Consider the following 13,831-nt stretch of genomic DNA (forward strand, 5'->3'; position numbering starts at 1 on the left):
TCTTATTTTAAAAAAATGCTGAGATGTAACAGCTCGTTATCGCGGATTATGTACACGATAATAACGGCTTTTTATTAATAACAAATACGAAACAAATGCGACAGGTCGTTAATATCGGATTGGGCTCATGAGGGACAACGGCGGAGGCTGCCGCGCCCGCGTTGGCAGGCGACATCATTATTGGGGCAGGCGTTGAAGCAGAAACACAGCATCCCGTTCGGGGCAGGATGGGTGAGCGCGTCGGCTGAGCGGATGTTATTTTTTAGGATGCCATTTATCATCATCCCCTTTTTGATATTCATGTTTCACCGCGGCCCAGGCCACCTTATGTGCAACCTCTTCACGGGATTCATCCCCACGGCGATCGTCAGGGTCTTTGTACTCTGTCCATGCGTGGTTAAAAGCCTGCTGGTAGATGTCCTGCGCGTGGGCAGGCAGAACACGTTTAACAGGCTCCGGAAGATCGCTTCGCTTATCGTAGGGCATAGCCACTCCTCAGTTAACAGGGGAATGAGTAAGTCTGGCGCAGATGGCCATAAATGCAAACCGGGTTTTATTGTGCCTTCCGCGATTTTTCTCTTCAATGGCAGGTTAATGCCCCCCTTTCACTACCTTTTATGGGGCTAAATGCCAGGATAACCCTGGTAATTGCATCTTCTTCCGCCTGATTTAACAGAGGAAACGTGCGATAAGCGAAAGTTATTCGCCCTTCAAACAAAAAAAGCCTGAAAGTAAAAAGCGGTAAATTTTTACCTTCATTGTGATTGAAAAGTTAAACTGCGTAACCTATAAGTTTCAATGTAATGATGGGTAAATGAATTACCCCTTTTATTCAGCAGAGAGGATGGTGAATGCCTTCACATGAAAAAACACGTCACAAAGAGTTTTCACTAATACTTCCCCTTATTGCCCTGGGCATACTCTATTTTTTTAGCGCACAAACCTCACTGCCTGTTGTGGTCGGTATTAACTTACTGGCGCTGTTGGCGATCCTCAGCAGCGCCTTCAGCGTCGTGCGCCATGCGGACGTTCTGGCTCACCGTCTGGGTGAACCCTATGGCTCGCTGATTCTCAGTCTTTCTGTGGTGATCCTCGAGGTCAGCCTGATTTCAGCGCTGATGGCCACCGGCGATGCGGCACCGGCGCTGATGCGCGATACGCTTTATTCCATCATCATGATTGTGACCGGCGGTCTGGTGGGCTTCGCGCTGTTGCTGGGTGGAAATAAATTTGCCACTCAGTATGTGAATCTGGCTGGGGTAAAACAGTATCTGATTGCCATTTTCCCGTTGGCGATTCTGGTTCTGGTGTTTCCGAATGCTCTGCCGGGTGGAAACTTCACTACGGCGCAGGCGCTGCTGATCGCTGCGATTTCTGCCGCAATGTATGGCGTTTTCTTGTTGATTCAGACTAAAACGCACCAGAGCCTGTTTATCTACGAGCACGAAGATGAAAGCGATGATGGCGATCCCCATCACGGTAAGCCTTCTGCCCACAGCAGCGTCTGGCACGCTATCTGGCTGATCATCCATCTGATTGCGGTCATTGCCGTAACCAAGATGAATGCCAACCCGCTGGAGCATTTGCTGAGCGAGATGAACGCACCTAAGCAGTTCACCGGTTTCCTGGTGGCCTTATTGATTCTTTCGCCGGAAGGGCTGGGCGCGATAAGGGCTGTATTGATGAATCAGGTTCAGCGCGCCATGAACCTGTTCTTTGGCTCGGTGCTGGCGACCATTTCACTGACGGTGCCCGCAGTCTCCATCATCGCCACCCTGACCGGACAGGAACTGATCTTTGGCCTGGAGCCGCCGCAGATGGTGATTATGATTGCGTCACTGATTCTGTGCCAGATCAGCTTCTCAACCGGCAGGACCAACGTACTGAATGGCGCGGCCCATCTGGCACTGTTTATTGGTTACCTGATGACGATAATGCTGTAATCCGCTGATCCAAGACAAAAAAAAAGAGCGACTATTCGCTCTTTTTTCTTATCGGCAGCCGCTGGCTTAGTTGCTGGTATCCAGCGCCGGGAAGCTTTTGACCAAATCATCAATCGCTTTCATCTGCACCAGGAAAGGCTCCAGCTTGTCCAGTGGCAACGCCGACGGGCCATCGCACTTAGCACTGTTGGGTTCCGGATGCGCTTCGATAAACAGACCCGCAATGCCCACGGCCATACCGGCACGGGCCAGCTCTGCCACCTGAGCACGGCGCCCGCCCGAGGCGGCACCAAAAGGATCGCGGGTTTGCAGCGCATGCGTCACGTCGAAAATGACCGGAGAGTTATTGGTCACCTTCTTCATCACGTTGAAACCCAGCATATCCACAACCAGGTTGTCATAGCCGAAGTTACTGCCGCGATCGCAGAGAATGACTTTGTCATTTCCGCCTTCGGCAAACTTATCCACGATATTGCCCATCTGGCCGGGGCTGACAAACTGCGGCTTCTTGACGTTAATCACCGCGCCGGTTTTTGCCATCGCTTCGACCAGATCGGTCTGACGCGCCAGGAAAGCCGGCAGCTGAATCACATCCACGACGTCGGCAACCGGCTGGGCCTGGGATGCTTCGTGAACGTCGGTAATGATTTTCACGCCAAACGCCTGCTTCAGCGCCTGAAAAATCTTCATGCCTTCTTCCAGGCCGGGACCACGGTAAGAGTGAATTGAGGAACGGTTGGCTTTGTCAAAAGACGCTTTGAACACGTAAGGAATGCCGAGTTTGTCGGTCACTTTTACATAGTGCTCGCAGATGCGCATGGCGAGATCGTAAGATTCCAGCACGTTCATGCCGCCGAAGAGAACAAATGGCAGATCGTTTGCGACCTTGATATCACCGATACTGACGACTTTCTGTGTCATGCCCTTTCCTTATCTGGGGTGACGCTTAATGCAGCGTCACGCGTTTTTGTTCGATTGCGTGAATCTGAACTTTGATCATCTCGCTGACCGGGTCTTCAGGACACTGTTCAACGAAGTAGGTTAAGTCATTTAACGCGATATGTTCGCACTCAAGCTGAGCGTAAATTAAACCACGATCGCGAATTTCATAGGGATCGTCCGGATCAATTCGCAGAAGCACCTGACTGACGTTCAGGGCCAGCTCCATCTGCTTCTCTTCCATCAGGGCCGCTTTCAGCGTATCCAGCATCTTGCGCATGACGCTCTCGGTTTTGGCTTCGTCCAGATCGTCATCATACAGACGCGCCAGCGGACTGATATTGCCCTTCAGCCACACTTCCAGCGTGTGCGTGTCCAGGGTTTCCCCGTTAAAGGGATTAATCAGCCACTTGTCGCCGTCGAGCCAGTCGGCGCGCAGAATCAGCTGCGTCGGGAAAATCACCGGCATCAGGGGTAATTCCAGTTCAGCCGCGATATGCAGCAGGATCACGCCCAGCGATACCGCCGTGCCCTGACGGGTTTTCAACACTTTATCCAGCCAGAGCGCATCTGACAGGTTATAGACGCCGCTGGCACCGCCAAATTTCCACTGCTTGTAAAACAGCTCCAGCAGCTTTTCGAGCTTTAAATCGGCATCCTGTTCATGACTGACGTAGTCACGGGCTTCAGCCACTAACGCAGCTAACTGTTCTTCAACCGACAACGCCGGGAAATCAGTGCGGATGGCCATCGTGGCACCAATCACTGCCTCACACAGCGGTGTCTCACTGTAATCGAGTTGTTCGGTGGAGCTCATACTATCCCCAGTAACGGCATTTTACTCAGTGCCAGCTTAATGATCGTCACCAGCGCAATCAATGCCACGATAAAGGCGATCCAGCGGGTGCGGTCAGAACGTGGGCGGCGGCTTAACGCAACCGACCCAAGGGCAATATAGATAATAACGCCTAACAGCTTCTCAGTCAGCCAGCTTCCCTGAGGCGAAAACGGATAGAAATGGGTGATCATCACCAGCGATGCACCGCTCAGCAGCAACAGCGTGTCATTGACATGAGGCAGGATGCGTATCCAGCGGCGTTGCAGCATCGCAGAGCCTGTGCGCTGCCAGTAAAATCGCAGCAAAAACAGCAAAATAGTTACTGCCACGGTCAGCAGGTGCAGATTCTTGATTAGCGGATAGTAAGCAAACATCGTTCATCCATGTTGTTCTTGAGTATTCTTCAATAGCGCGCTCAGGCCGGGTGCGGGGCTGCCTGCCCAAACGTGACCCGGGGGTTACCGCCATAATCATTCGCCGTCGCCACCGACAGGTAATGATGCTGCTGCATCAAGTGGCGCACGGCTTCGTCCTGCTGCCAGCCATGCTCCAGCAGCAGCCAGCCGCCTGGCTGTAACCAGTTTATCGCCTGCTCGATCAGCAGCCGTAAATCCGCCAGGCCCGCCTCTTCCGCCACCAGCGCACTGCGTGGCTCAAAACGCACATCGCCCTCGTTAAGGTGGCGATCGTTCGCGTCGATATAGGGCGGATTACTGACAATCAGGTCGAATCTGGCTGGCGCAATCTGCGTAAACCAGTGGCTTTGTATGAAGGTGGCGTTAGGTATGGCCAGATGCGCGGCGTTGCGCTGAGCCAGCGCGACCGCAGCAGGAATGCGATCGACACCGATGACGTCGCAATCCGGACGTTCGTTGGCAATCGCCAGGGCTATCGCCCCGCTTCCGGTGCCCATATCCAGGACGCGTGATGGTGACTCAGGCAGATGCGCCAGCGCCTGCTCCACCAGTATTTCGGTGTCAGGACGGGGGATCAGCGTCGCGTCGTTCACCAGCAGCGGCAGCGACCAGAACTCCCGCTCGCCGATCAGATGCGCAACAGGTTCGCCCCGGGCGCGACGCGCCAGCAGCACGTCTAACTGTTGCAGTTGCGCTTCCGTCAGGAGAGTTTCATCAAACGCCACCAGCCAGCTGCGGGATTTGCCGGTCACAAACCCCAGCAAAATCTCTGCGTCTCGTTTCGGACTGTCGCCCCCACACAAGGTGGCGACCGCCTGTTTAAGCCAGTGACGGATATCCATCAATCCTGACCGGCCAGCGCGGCCAGTTGGTCAGCCTGATATTCCTGCACAATAGGTTCAATCAGACTGTCCAGCTTGCCTTCCATGGTTTCATCCAGACGGTAGATCGTCAGGTTGATACGATGGTCGGTGACGCGGCCCTGCGGGAAGTTATAGGTCCGAATACGGTCAGAACGGTCGCCGCTGCCCAGCAGGTTGCGGCGCGTACTGGCCTCAGCTTCGTGGCGTTTTGCCATTTCGGCCGCATGGATACGCGCGCCCAGTACGGACAGGGCTTTGGCTTTGTTTTTGTGCTGAGAACGTTCGTCCTGGCACTCCACCACAATACCGGTTGGCAGGTGGGTAATACGAATCGCAGAGTCGGTGGTGTTAACGTGCTGACCACCGGCCCCTGAGGAGCGGAACGTATCAATTTTCAAATCAGACGGGTTGATCTCCGGCAGCTCGGCCTCCGGCAGTTCCGGCATCACCGCCACCGTACAGGCGGAAGTGTGGATGCGTCCCTGGGATTCGGTTTCTGGCACACGCTGAACGCGATGGCCGCCTGATTCGAATTTAAAGCGGCCGTAGGCGCCTTCACCCATCACGCGGGCGATCACTTCTTTGTAGCCGCCATGTTCGCCCTCGTTGGCGCTGACGATTTCAACGCGCCAGCGACGTGACTCGGCGTAACGGCTGTACATCCGGAACAGATCGCCGGCAAAAATTGCCGCTTCGTCGCCGCCGGTGCCGGCCCGCACTTCCACAAAGCAGTCGCGCTCATCGTCCGGGTCTTTCGGCAGCAGTAACAGCTGCAGCTGTTGCTCCAGGGATTCACTTTTTTCCCGTGCTTCCAGAAGCTCTTCCTGCGCCATATCGCGCATCTCAGGATCGTCGAGCAACATTTTGGCGGTTTCGATATCGTCCTGGTTCTGCTGCCAGTCGCGGAAGCAGCGCGTGACATCGGTCAACTGAGCATATTCACGCGACAAAGCACGAAAGCGGTCCTGATCGGCAATCACGCCGGCATCGCCCAGCATCGCTTCCACTTCTTCGTGGCGCTCCTGCAGCGCTTCCAGTTTAGCAACAATAGAGGTTTTCATTTAACTGTGGGATTCCCGTAACAGATGACGACAGCAGTGTGCCTAATCGAGACCCAGGCTGTCGCGTAAAATCTGCAGGCGTTCGCTATCGCCGTCGCGGGCGGCCTGCTGAAGAGATTTGGTTGGAGCATGAATCAAACGGTTGGTCAGCTTATGGGCCAGTTCCTGCATGACTTTCTGCGGATCTGCCCCCTGCTGCAGCGCCTGGAGCGCACGGCCTTCCAGCTCAGCGCGAATATCGTCTGCCTGCGAGCGGTACTCACGAATGGAGTTAACCGCGCCTTGCGAACGCAGCCAGGCCATAAAATCGCTGCATTCCTGCACCACAATGCTTTCGGCCTGCACCGCAGCGGCTTTACGCTGGGCAAGGTTTTGCTCAATGATGGCCTGCAGATCGTCAACGCTGTAAAGATAGGCGTTGGCTAATTTGCCCACTTCCGGCTCCACATCGCGGGGAACCGCAATATCCACCAGCAGCATCGGCTGATTACGACGCGCTTTTAACGCGCGCTCCATCATGCCTTTACCGATGATCGGCAGCGGGCTGGAGGTGGAGGTAATCACGATGTCGGCATCGGCCAGGCGGGAATCAATATCGGCCAGGCTAATCACTTCCGCACCGACTTCGTTAGCCAGCAGTTCCGCACGTTCACGGGTACGGTTCGCAATGATCAGCTTTTTCACCTGATGCTCGCTGAGATGACGGGCCACCAGTTCGATGGTTTCTCCCGCGCCCACCAGCAGCACGTTCACCGTGGACAGCGACTCGAAGATTTGACGAGCCAGCGTACAGGCGGCAAAGGCCACGGAGACAGCATTGGCGCCAATATCGGTTTCGGTACGAACGCGTTTGGCCACCGAGAAGGTTTTCTGGAACATGCGTTCCAGCTCGCTGCTCAGCGCATGACCACGCTGAGAGTCGGCAAAGGCTTTTTTGACCTGCCCCAGAATCTGGGGTTCACCCAACACCAGCGAGTCCAGCCCGCTGGCCACGCGCATCAGGTGGCTAACCGCCTCGTTATCCTGATGCCAGTAGAGACTGTTGCGCACGTCCGCTTCATCAAGCTGATGGTATTCACACAGCCAGCGCACCAGACGTTCCTGAAGATCGACCTGTTGCTCTACACTGAGGTACAGCTCGGTTCGGTTACAGGTAGAGAGCACGACGCCGCTCTGCACCATAGGCTGGGATAACAGGCTGTTTAAGGCCTGCTCCAGCGACTCCGGCCCGAACGCAACGCGTTCGCGCAGAGCAATGGGTGCAGTTTTGTGATTGATTCCGAGTGCGAGCAGCGTCATAGCGTTTTAGGTTGGGTTATCCCAATAAATGTCAGGGTTTTGTGAAGCGCATTCTACAAGATGCAGCAGATCAAGAAAAGCCATACAAAGGCTATGACTGTAATAAGATTAAGCCGATCATAGCGTTTTTGCCGTATAAGAGCATTGACGGTTAAAACGCGGATGGTTAGCGTTACCTGTTATCAATTAAAAATGTGTCCGAGGAGATGACCACTTGATGCTGACTTCTACACGCAACCTGTTGCGCCTTTTACCCCTTGCCAGTGTTCTGCTGGCTGCCTGTAGCATCAATAAACCACAAGGTCCTGGCCCGAGCGTCACCGCGCCACAGTGGCAACAGCATCAGCAAGCCGTCAGCCACGTGACCCAGTATCAGACGCGCGGCGCGTTCGCCTATCTGTCGGATAAACAAAAAGTCTATGCCCGCTTTAACTGGCAGCAGACCGCGGCCGACCGCTATCGCCTGCTGTTAACCAACCCGTTAGGCAGCACCGAGCTTCAGCTGGATGCTCAGGGTTCAGTGGTGCAGATTGTGGACAACAAAGGCAAACGTTATGTCAGCAACGATGCGCAGAAGATGATTTCGCAGCTGACCGGCATGGATATCCCGCTGACCAACCTGCGCCAGTGGATGATGGGCCTGCCGGGCGATGCGACCGATTACCAGCTCAACGATCAGTACCAGCTAAGCAGCCTGACCTACAAGCATGACGGCCAGACCTGGCAGGTGACCATTGCTGACTATGACAACAAGGTCAATCCACCGCTTCCGGCCAGCCTGGAGTTAAAAGAAGGCGATCAGCGTATTAAATTACGTATGGATAACTGGACGCTGAAATGATGACCACCTGGCCTGCTCCGGCAAAACTGAATCTGTTTTTGTACATCACCGGTCGTCGGCCTGATGGTTACCATAATCTGCAAACCCTGTTTCAGTTTCTTGATTATGGCGACAGCCTGACAATCACGCCCGACACGAGCGATGAGATCAGGCTGTTAACGCCGGTGCCTGGCGTGCCGGATGCGCAAAACCTGATTGTCCGGGCGGCAGAGAGCCTCAAGTCGGCGGCGCGTGAAAACGGCAGCCTGCCTGCCAGGGCTGGTGCGCGCATTGCCATTGAAAAGCGTTTGCCCATGGGCGGCGGGCTGGGCGGCGGCTCGTCGAATGCCGCCACCGTGCTGGTTGCGCTAAACCACCTGTGGCAGACCGGCTTTTCCCCTGAGGCGCTGGCGGAACTGGGCGTGAAACTGGGCGCCGACGTCCCGGTTTTTGTTAAAGGCTATGCCGCCTTTGCCGAAGGCGTCGGTGAGGTGCTTTCTCCAGCATCGCCTGCAGAAAAATGGTATCTTGTTGCCCATCCAGGCGTCAGCGTGGCCACGCCGGTGGTCTTCAACGATCCGGCGCTTACCCGTGACACGCCCGTGCGCAGTTTATCAGCACTTTTACAGGCTCCGTTCGTCAACGATTGCGAATCAGTAGTAAGAAAACGTTTTCGTGAGGTTGATGAGCTTGTTTCATGGCTGCTAGAATACGCGCCGTCGCGCCTGACGGGGACAGGTGCTTGTGTGTTTGCTGAATTTGACACCGAGCATGCTGCTCGCCAGGTGCTGGAACTTGCCCCACCATGGGTGCGCGGTTTTGTAGCTCGAGGCCTTAACGTCTCGCCGTTACAGCGTACTCTGCAAGGCGATTAGCGATAGCGTGACTGTGTCACCCTGTTCCAGACACAGCACGTTTCGCACTCACATACCCGTGTGAACGTTCACGACAGTATTCGCCGGTTACTGTCATGACGTTCATTCTCTGGACGCAAAGCCTGAGGTTCTTCTCGTGCCTGATATGAAGCTTTTTGCTGGTAACGCCACCCCGGAACTAGCACAACGTATTGCCAACCGCCTTTACACCAGCCTGGGAGACGCCGCCGTTGGCCGTTTCAGTGATGGCGAAGTAAGCGTACAGATTAATGAAAATGTACGCGGTGGTGATATTTTCATCATCCAGTCCACCTGTGCTCCCACCAATGATAATTTGATGGAACTGGTCGTGATGGTCGACGCGCTGCGTCGTGCTTCAGCTGGTCGTATTACCGCTGTTATCCCCTACTTTGGTTATGCCCGCCAGGACCGCCGCGTGCGCTCCGCCCGCGTGCCTATTACGGCTAAAGTTGTGGCTGACTTCCTTTCCAGCGTCGGTGTTGACCGTGTTCTGACGGTTGACCTGCACGCCGAGCAGATCCAGGGCTTCTTTGACGTCCCGGTTGATAACGTATTCGGCAGCCCGATTCTGCTGGAGGATATGTTACAAATCGGTCTGGAAAACCCGATTGTTGTGTCTCCGGACATTGGCGGCGTAGTGCGCGCTCGTGCCATTGCCAAACTGCTGAACGACACCGATATGGCAATCATCGATAAACGTCGCCCGCGTGCGAACGTTTCTCAGGTCATGCATATCATTGGTGACGTTGCGGGCCGTGACTGTGTGCTGGTCGACGACATGATCGACACCGGCGGCACACTGTGCAAAGCCGCAGAAGCGTTAAAAGAGCGCGGTGCCAAGCGCGTGTTCGCTTACGCTACGCACCCTATCTTCTCTGGCAATGCGGTGGAAAACCTGCGTAAATCTGTTATCGATCAGGTTATCGTCTGTGACACCATTCCGTTATCAGAAGAGATGAAGTCGCTGCCAAACGTCCGTACCCTGACGCTGTCAGGTATGCTGGCCGAAGCGATTCGCCGCATCAGTAACGAAGAGTCCATTTCGGCAATGTTCGAACATTAATCTTCGCAGGCCGGGCATTATGCCCGGCCTTTTCTTTTGTCTCCTGTTTATTCCCTCCGACAAAGCTGCTTGGTTTTCAGAAATTTTCATTATGAGTGACCTCAGTTATTGTCACGATCACTACGAAAAACTCTTTCGCTGAAATTATGTTATCTGGCCTTTTGCCTTTTTGAGTTGAGTGGTAATTTGCCCGCACTTTTTATTGCGATCGCCGCCCACTATGAACCTCGACGTCTTTACGTTATTTATTTGCGAACTCTACGTACTGGGGTTTATGAGCCTGATTATGATCTTTGCCTGGGTCGGATCTCACTATGACCGCATTCTGGGGTATGTCTGTGTCGCCATCGTACTCACGCTTGTTGCCTTTTTTCTCAGCAGCTTGCGCAGCAAGGGCGATCAGTTCTTGCCGGTGGCCGTAAGCAACGTATTAGTGATGCTGGCCTACGGGGGGTTATTTAGCGCTTTTCGCACATTCTGTGGTAAATCCCCAGGCATGACCGGCTTAGCAGGGGCGGCACTGTGGTCTCTGCTCTGCCTGTTTCCGACCTTTTATTACAGCTTATCACTGCGTGTTTTGGTGCTCTGCCTGCTTTGCATCGCCTATACCGCCGCACTCATTTATCTGCTCTGGCTGGCACGCCGTGATATGAATACCACCTTTTGGCCCGCACAATTATTGCTCTGGACTCACCTGCTTTTTCACGTCGCCCGGTTATTTCTGGATAACACCCGTCCTGTTGGCATACAGGGGGCGATCAGCGGTTCTGACTTTTCGATCTACGTGATTCTGGAATCCATGCTTTTCGTGATTGGCTTCACCGTCACCATATTAGCTATGGTGAATGAACGCACCCGTAATGCACTTAAGGACGCCTCGCTTCATGACCCGCTAACCAATATCTGGAATCGTCGTGCACTGTTTTCCGGGGCGGACGCTATGATCCGGTTTTGCCTGAAGCAAAACAAAGCGCTGACGGTCGTGTTATTCGACCTTGATCATTTTAAAGGGATCAATGACCGCTACGGGCACCAGCAAGGGGATCGGGTGTTAATTGATTTTTGTAACAGGGTCTCGGGAACGCTGCCACAGGATGGCCGCTTTGCAAGACTGGGCGGTGAGGAGTTTGCAGCACTGCTGCCGCTCAGCTTTGAGCAAGCCCGAGTGTGGTGCGAACAGGTACGCCAGACCGTTCAGCATTCGCGTCCCGGCCAGATCGCCTATTCAGTCAGTATCGGTTTTGCGACTGCAGATAACGGCGAAATAGATTTTGGTCAACTAATGGCTCTGGCGGATAAAGCACTCTATCGCGCCAAAGCCAAGGGCAGAAATCGGACAGAACCTTACATGGTTATGTCAGAAAATCTAATGTGACGAATGATGGGTGCGGCGACAGCGTTTATCGCCATAATGGCGCACCCAGTAATAGCGATCTTCTACTTTTTCACGACCGCTAATACAGGCGCCCACCAGCCATAACAGTGCGCCAAAGAAAATGCCGAACATCGCGCCCTGAGCCAGCATCTGTGGTAAATCAAGCGAAGGCAGCTGGTTGATAATCGAAAAACCGATGCCGAGAAGCATGGTCACGAGTCCAATTCCCATCAAGGCATTACCTGCCATGCGTGAGTGATGACGTTTCATCTTTCACCTCCTTTATGCGCGGTCGGATGAGCGCACACAATGTTAAACTGATAGTAGTGTAGGCAATGCCCTCAGGCTAATTTGTGCACTAACTCACATAAAGGCCAGATGATTTGTGACCAATACGTTATTCCAGTTTATTGATTTAGATGAAAAATAATTAATCACTGACACTAATAATTTCCCCTGCGCGGTCTTTGTGATCCGCGTCGCGGCACAGTAAACTATCGCCCTTGAGTTATTACAGCAGGATATTCCTTGTGAGCAGCATAAAACTGATTGTGGGCCTGGCGAATCCCGGCGCGGAATATGCCGCCACGCGCCACAATGCGGGTGCCTGGTATCTGGACTTGCTGGCTGAGCGTCACAATCAGTCGTTGAAAGAAGAAGCCAAATTTTATGGCTATACGGCACGACTGGCTTTAGCCGGTGAAGACGTGCGCTTGCTGGTGCCGACCACGTTTATGAACCTCAGCGGCAAAGCCGTGGCAGCCATGGCGACCTTCTATCGCATTGCGCCGGAAGAGATCCTGGTGGCCCATGATGAACTTGACCTTCCCCCTGGCATTGCCAAATTTAAACAAGGCGGCGGACATGGCGGGCATAACGGCCTGAAAGACATTATCAGCAAGCTCGGCAACAACAATAACTTTCACCGCCTGCGGATTGGCATCGGCCATCCCGGCGATCGCAATAAGGTCACCGGCTTTGTTTTGGGCAAGCCCCCAGCCAGCGAGCAAAAACTGATTGATGATGCCATTGACGAGGCGGCGCGCTGCACCGAACTGTGGCTAAAGGAAGACCGCATCAAGGCGATGAACCGCCTGCATGCCTTTAAGCCTGTCTAATCGCCCAGATTGTCGCGAATCTGTGTATAATGCGCGAAAATTATCTTACGTTTCCGGCGGAGCCTGCTAATGGCTCTGCCCATACAGCTATAAAGGGTACTAAACCATGGGATTCAAATGCGGTATCGTGGGCCTGCCAAATGTCGGTAAATCCACTCTTTTTAACGCGCTGACTAAAGCGGGTATTGAAGCGGCTAACTTCCCCTTCTGCACGATTGAACCCAATACTGGCGTCGTCCCTATGCCAGACCTGCGTCTGGATCAGCTGTCTGAGATCGTTAAGCCGCAGCGCGTAGTGCCCACCACCATGGAATTCGTTGATATCGCCGGCCTGGTAAAAGGCGCCTCCAAAGGTGAAGGCCTGGGCAACCAGTTCCTGACCAACATCCGTGAGACCGAAGCGATTGGTCACGTGGTGCGCTGCTTCGAGAACGACAATATCATTCACGTGAATAACAAAGTCGATCCGGCTGATGATATTGAAACCATCAACACCGAGCTGGCGCTGGCGGATCTGGACACCTGTGAACGTGCTCTGCAGCGCGTACAGAAGAAAGCCAAAGGCGGCGATAAAGACGCTAAAGCAGAACAGGCCGCACTGGAAAAATGCCTGCCGCATTTAGAAAATGCGGGCATGCTGCGCGCGCTGGATCTGACGGAAGAAGACAAGGCCGCCCTGCGTTACCTGAGTTTCCTGACGCTGAAGCCCACCATGTACATCGCCAACGTCAACGAAGACGGTTTTGAGAACAACCCCTATCTGGATAAAGTGCGCGAAATTGCGGCTAAAGAAGGTTCTGTTGTGGTGCCCGTCTGCGCCGCCGTTGAGTCCGACATCGCCGAGCTGGAAGATGAAGATCGTGATGAGTTTATGGCCGAGTTGGGCATTGAAGAGCCAGGCCTGAACCGCGTGATCCGCGCCGGTTACTCCCTGCTAAACCTGCAAACCTATTTCACCGCTGGCGTGAAAGAAGTTCGCGCATGGACTATCCCTGTCGGTGCCACCGCGCCACAGGCAGCCGGTAAAATCCATACCGACTTCGAGAAAGGCTTTATCCGCGCGCAAACTATCGCGTTTGAAGACTTTATTGCCTACAAGGGCGAGCAAGGCGCGAAAGAAGCCGGAAAAATGCGTTCAGAAGGTAAAGAATACATCGTTAAAGATGGCGACGTGATGAACTTCTTGTTTAACGTCTAAAT

15 protein-coding genes are annotated in these 13,831 nt (G+C 53.9%); 7 read left to right on the top strand and 8 right to left on the bottom strand.

All coding sequences use genetic code 11. The annotated features are described in order from the left end of the window. Positions 1–255: 255 nt before the first annotated feature. Positions 256–486 (bottom strand): putative cation transport regulator ChaB, encoded by a 231-nt coding sequence (chaB, locus tag P9J57_RS12005; RefSeq protein ID WP_014605995.1) that lies wholly within the window; start codon positions 484–486, stop codon positions 256–258. Positions 487–851: 365 nt separating this feature from the next. Between chaB and chaA the strand changes: the two genes are divergently transcribed. After that, positions 852–1,943 (top strand): sodium-potassium/proton antiporter ChaA, encoded by a 1,092-nt coding sequence (gene chaA, locus P9J57_RS12010; protein WP_013025529.1) that lies wholly within the window; start codon positions 852–854, stop codon positions 1,941–1,943. A 66-nt stretch (positions 1,944–2,009) separates the two neighbouring features. On the opposite strand, the gene kdsA is transcribed toward chaA, so the two are convergent. From kdsA to hemA, 6 genes are read right to left on the bottom strand one after another with little or no spacing between them, the layout of a single operon-like run. Beyond that, entirely contained in the window at positions 2,010–2,864 is an 855-nt protein-coding gene (gene kdsA, locus P9J57_RS12015) for a 3-deoxy-8-phosphooctulonate synthase (protein ID WP_013025528.1), read from the bottom strand. A 25-nt stretch (positions 2,865–2,889) separates the two neighbouring features. Further along, positions 2,890–3,699 (bottom strand): invasion regulator SirB1, encoded by an 810-nt coding sequence (sirB1, locus tag P9J57_RS12020; RefSeq protein WP_014593560.1) that lies wholly within the window; start codon positions 3,697–3,699, stop codon positions 2,890–2,892. Then, positions 3,696–4,094, bottom strand: coding sequence for a SirB2 family protein (locus tag P9J57_RS12025; RefSeq protein ID WP_015700453.1), 399 nt, complete (start codon positions 4,092–4,094; stop codon positions 3,696–3,698). Before P9J57_RS12025 ends, sirB1 begins: the two co-directional genes overlap by 4 nt. Positions 4,095–4,135: 41 nt before the next feature. Next, positions 4,136–4,978 (bottom strand): peptide chain release factor N(5)-glutamine methyltransferase, encoded by an 843-nt coding sequence (gene prmC / locus P9J57_RS12030; RefSeq protein WP_105082513.1) that lies wholly within the window; start codon positions 4,976–4,978, stop codon positions 4,136–4,138. Next, positions 4,978–6,060, bottom strand: coding sequence for a peptide chain release factor 1 (gene prfA / locus P9J57_RS12035; RefSeq protein WP_013025524.1), 1,083 nt, complete (start codon positions 6,058–6,060; stop codon positions 4,978–4,980). The genes prmC and prfA overlap by 1 nt, the downstream gene beginning before the upstream one ends. A gap of 42 nt (positions 6,061–6,102) precedes the next feature. Further along, positions 6,103–7,359 carry a glutamyl-tRNA reductase gene (hemA, locus tag P9J57_RS12040; protein WP_014605998.1) on the bottom strand — a complete coding sequence of 419 codons (1,257 nt, stop codon included), beginning with the start codon at positions 7,357–7,359 and terminating at the stop codon, positions 6,103–6,105. 217 nt (positions 7,360–7,576) lie between these two features. On the opposite strand from hemA, the gene lolB reads away from it, so the two are divergent. The 4 genes from lolB to P9J57_RS12060 all read left to right on the top strand — a co-directional run bounded on the left by lolB (position 7,577) and on the right by P9J57_RS12060 (position 11,513). After that, positions 7,577–8,200 carry a lipoprotein insertase outer membrane protein LolB gene (gene lolB / locus P9J57_RS12045; RefSeq protein ID WP_014605999.1) on the top strand — a complete coding sequence of 208 codons (624 nt, stop codon included), beginning with the start codon at positions 7,577–7,579 and terminating at the stop codon, positions 8,198–8,200. Further along, complete coding sequence (gene ispE, locus P9J57_RS12050) at positions 8,197–9,054, top strand: 4-(cytidine 5'-diphospho)-2-C-methyl-D-erythritol kinase (protein ID WP_013025521.1); 858 nt, start codon at positions 8,197–8,199, stop codon at positions 9,052–9,054. Before lolB ends, ispE begins: the two co-directional genes overlap by 4 nt. 136 nt (positions 9,055–9,190) lie before the next feature. Continuing rightward, the gene (gene prs / locus P9J57_RS12055; RefSeq protein WP_006118899.1) at positions 9,191–10,138 is read left to right on the top strand and encodes a ribose-phosphate diphosphokinase; all 948 of its coding nucleotides are present in this window, start codon (positions 9,191–9,193) and stop codon (positions 10,136–10,138) included. Positions 10,139–10,358: 220 nt separating this feature from the next. Further along, positions 10,359–11,513 carry a GGDEF domain-containing protein gene (locus P9J57_RS12060; protein ID WP_483279229.1) on the top strand — a complete coding sequence of 385 codons (1,155 nt, stop codon included), beginning with the start codon at positions 10,359–10,361 and terminating at the stop codon, positions 11,511–11,513. Here the strand turns inward: P9J57_RS12060 and ychH are convergent. Then, a complete protein-coding gene (ychH, locus tag P9J57_RS12065) occupies positions 11,505–11,783 on the bottom strand; it encodes a stress-induced protein YchH (RefSeq protein WP_013025519.1) in 279 nt (92 codons plus the stop codon). The two genes, P9J57_RS12060 and ychH, sit on opposite strands and share 9 nt — an antisense overlap. Before the next feature lie 260 nt (positions 11,784–12,043). Here ychH and pth point away from each other — a divergent pair, with 260 nt between their 5' ends. Then, the gene (gene pth / locus P9J57_RS12070) at positions 12,044–12,631 is read left to right on the top strand and encodes an aminoacyl-tRNA hydrolase (protein WP_014606001.1); all 588 of its coding nucleotides are present in this window, start codon (positions 12,044–12,046) and stop codon (positions 12,629–12,631) included. Between the two features lie 106 nt (positions 12,632–12,737). After that, the gene (gene ychF, locus P9J57_RS12075) at positions 12,738–13,829 is read left to right on the top strand and encodes a redox-regulated ATPase YchF (protein WP_013025517.1); all 1,092 of its coding nucleotides are present in this window, start codon (positions 12,738–12,740) and stop codon (positions 13,827–13,829) included. Positions 13,830–13,831 lie beyond the last annotated feature (2 nt).

The organism is Pantoea sp. nfd-35 (assembly GCF_056892255.1).

What these genes read in the sequence shown, in the direction of transcription:
- chaB (WP_014605995.1), bottom strand. Translation starts at nt 486, where the DNA reads ATGCCCTACGATAAGCGAAGCGATCTTCCGGAGCCTGTTAAACGTGTT.
- chaA (WP_013025529.1), top strand. Translation starts at nt 852, where the DNA reads ATGCCTTCACATGAAAAAACACGTCACAAAGAGTTTTCACTAATACTT.
- kdsA (WP_013025528.1), bottom strand. Translation starts at nt 2,864, where the DNA reads ATGACACAGAAAGTCGTCAGTATCGGTGATATCAAGGTCGCAAACGAT.
- sirB1 (WP_014593560.1), bottom strand. Translation starts at nt 3,699, where the DNA reads ATGAGCTCCACCGAACAACTCGATTACAGTGAGACACCGCTGTGTGAG.
- P9J57_RS12025 (WP_015700453.1), bottom strand. Translation starts at nt 4,094, where the DNA reads ATGTTTGCTTACTATCCGCTAATCAAGAATCTGCACCTGCTGACCGTG.
- prmC (WP_105082513.1), bottom strand. Translation starts at nt 4,978, where the DNA reads ATGGATATCCGTCACTGGCTTAAACAGGCGGTCGCCACCTTGTGTGGG.
- prfA (WP_013025524.1), bottom strand. Translation starts at nt 6,060, where the DNA reads ATGAAAACCTCTATTGTTGCTAAACTGGAAGCGCTGCAGGAGCGCCAC.
- hemA (WP_014605998.1), bottom strand. Translation starts at nt 7,359, where the DNA reads ATGACGCTGCTCGCACTCGGAATCAATCACAAAACTGCACCCATTGCT.
- lolB (WP_014605999.1), top strand. Translation starts at nt 7,577, where the DNA reads ATGCTGACTTCTACACGCAACCTGTTGCGCCTTTTACCCCTTGCCAGT.
- ispE (WP_013025521.1), top strand. Translation starts at nt 8,197, where the DNA reads ATGATGACCACCTGGCCTGCTCCGGCAAAACTGAATCTGTTTTTGTAC.
- P9J57_RS12060 (WP_483279229.1), top strand. Translation starts at nt 10,359, where the DNA reads ATGAACCTCGACGTCTTTACGTTATTTATTTGCGAACTCTACGTACTG.
- ychH (WP_013025519.1), bottom strand. Translation starts at nt 11,783, where the DNA reads ATGAAACGTCATCACTCACGCATGGCAGGTAATGCCTTGATGGGAATT.
- ychF (WP_013025517.1), top strand. Translation starts at nt 12,738, where the DNA reads ATGGGATTCAAATGCGGTATCGTGGGCCTGCCAAATGTCGGTAAATCC.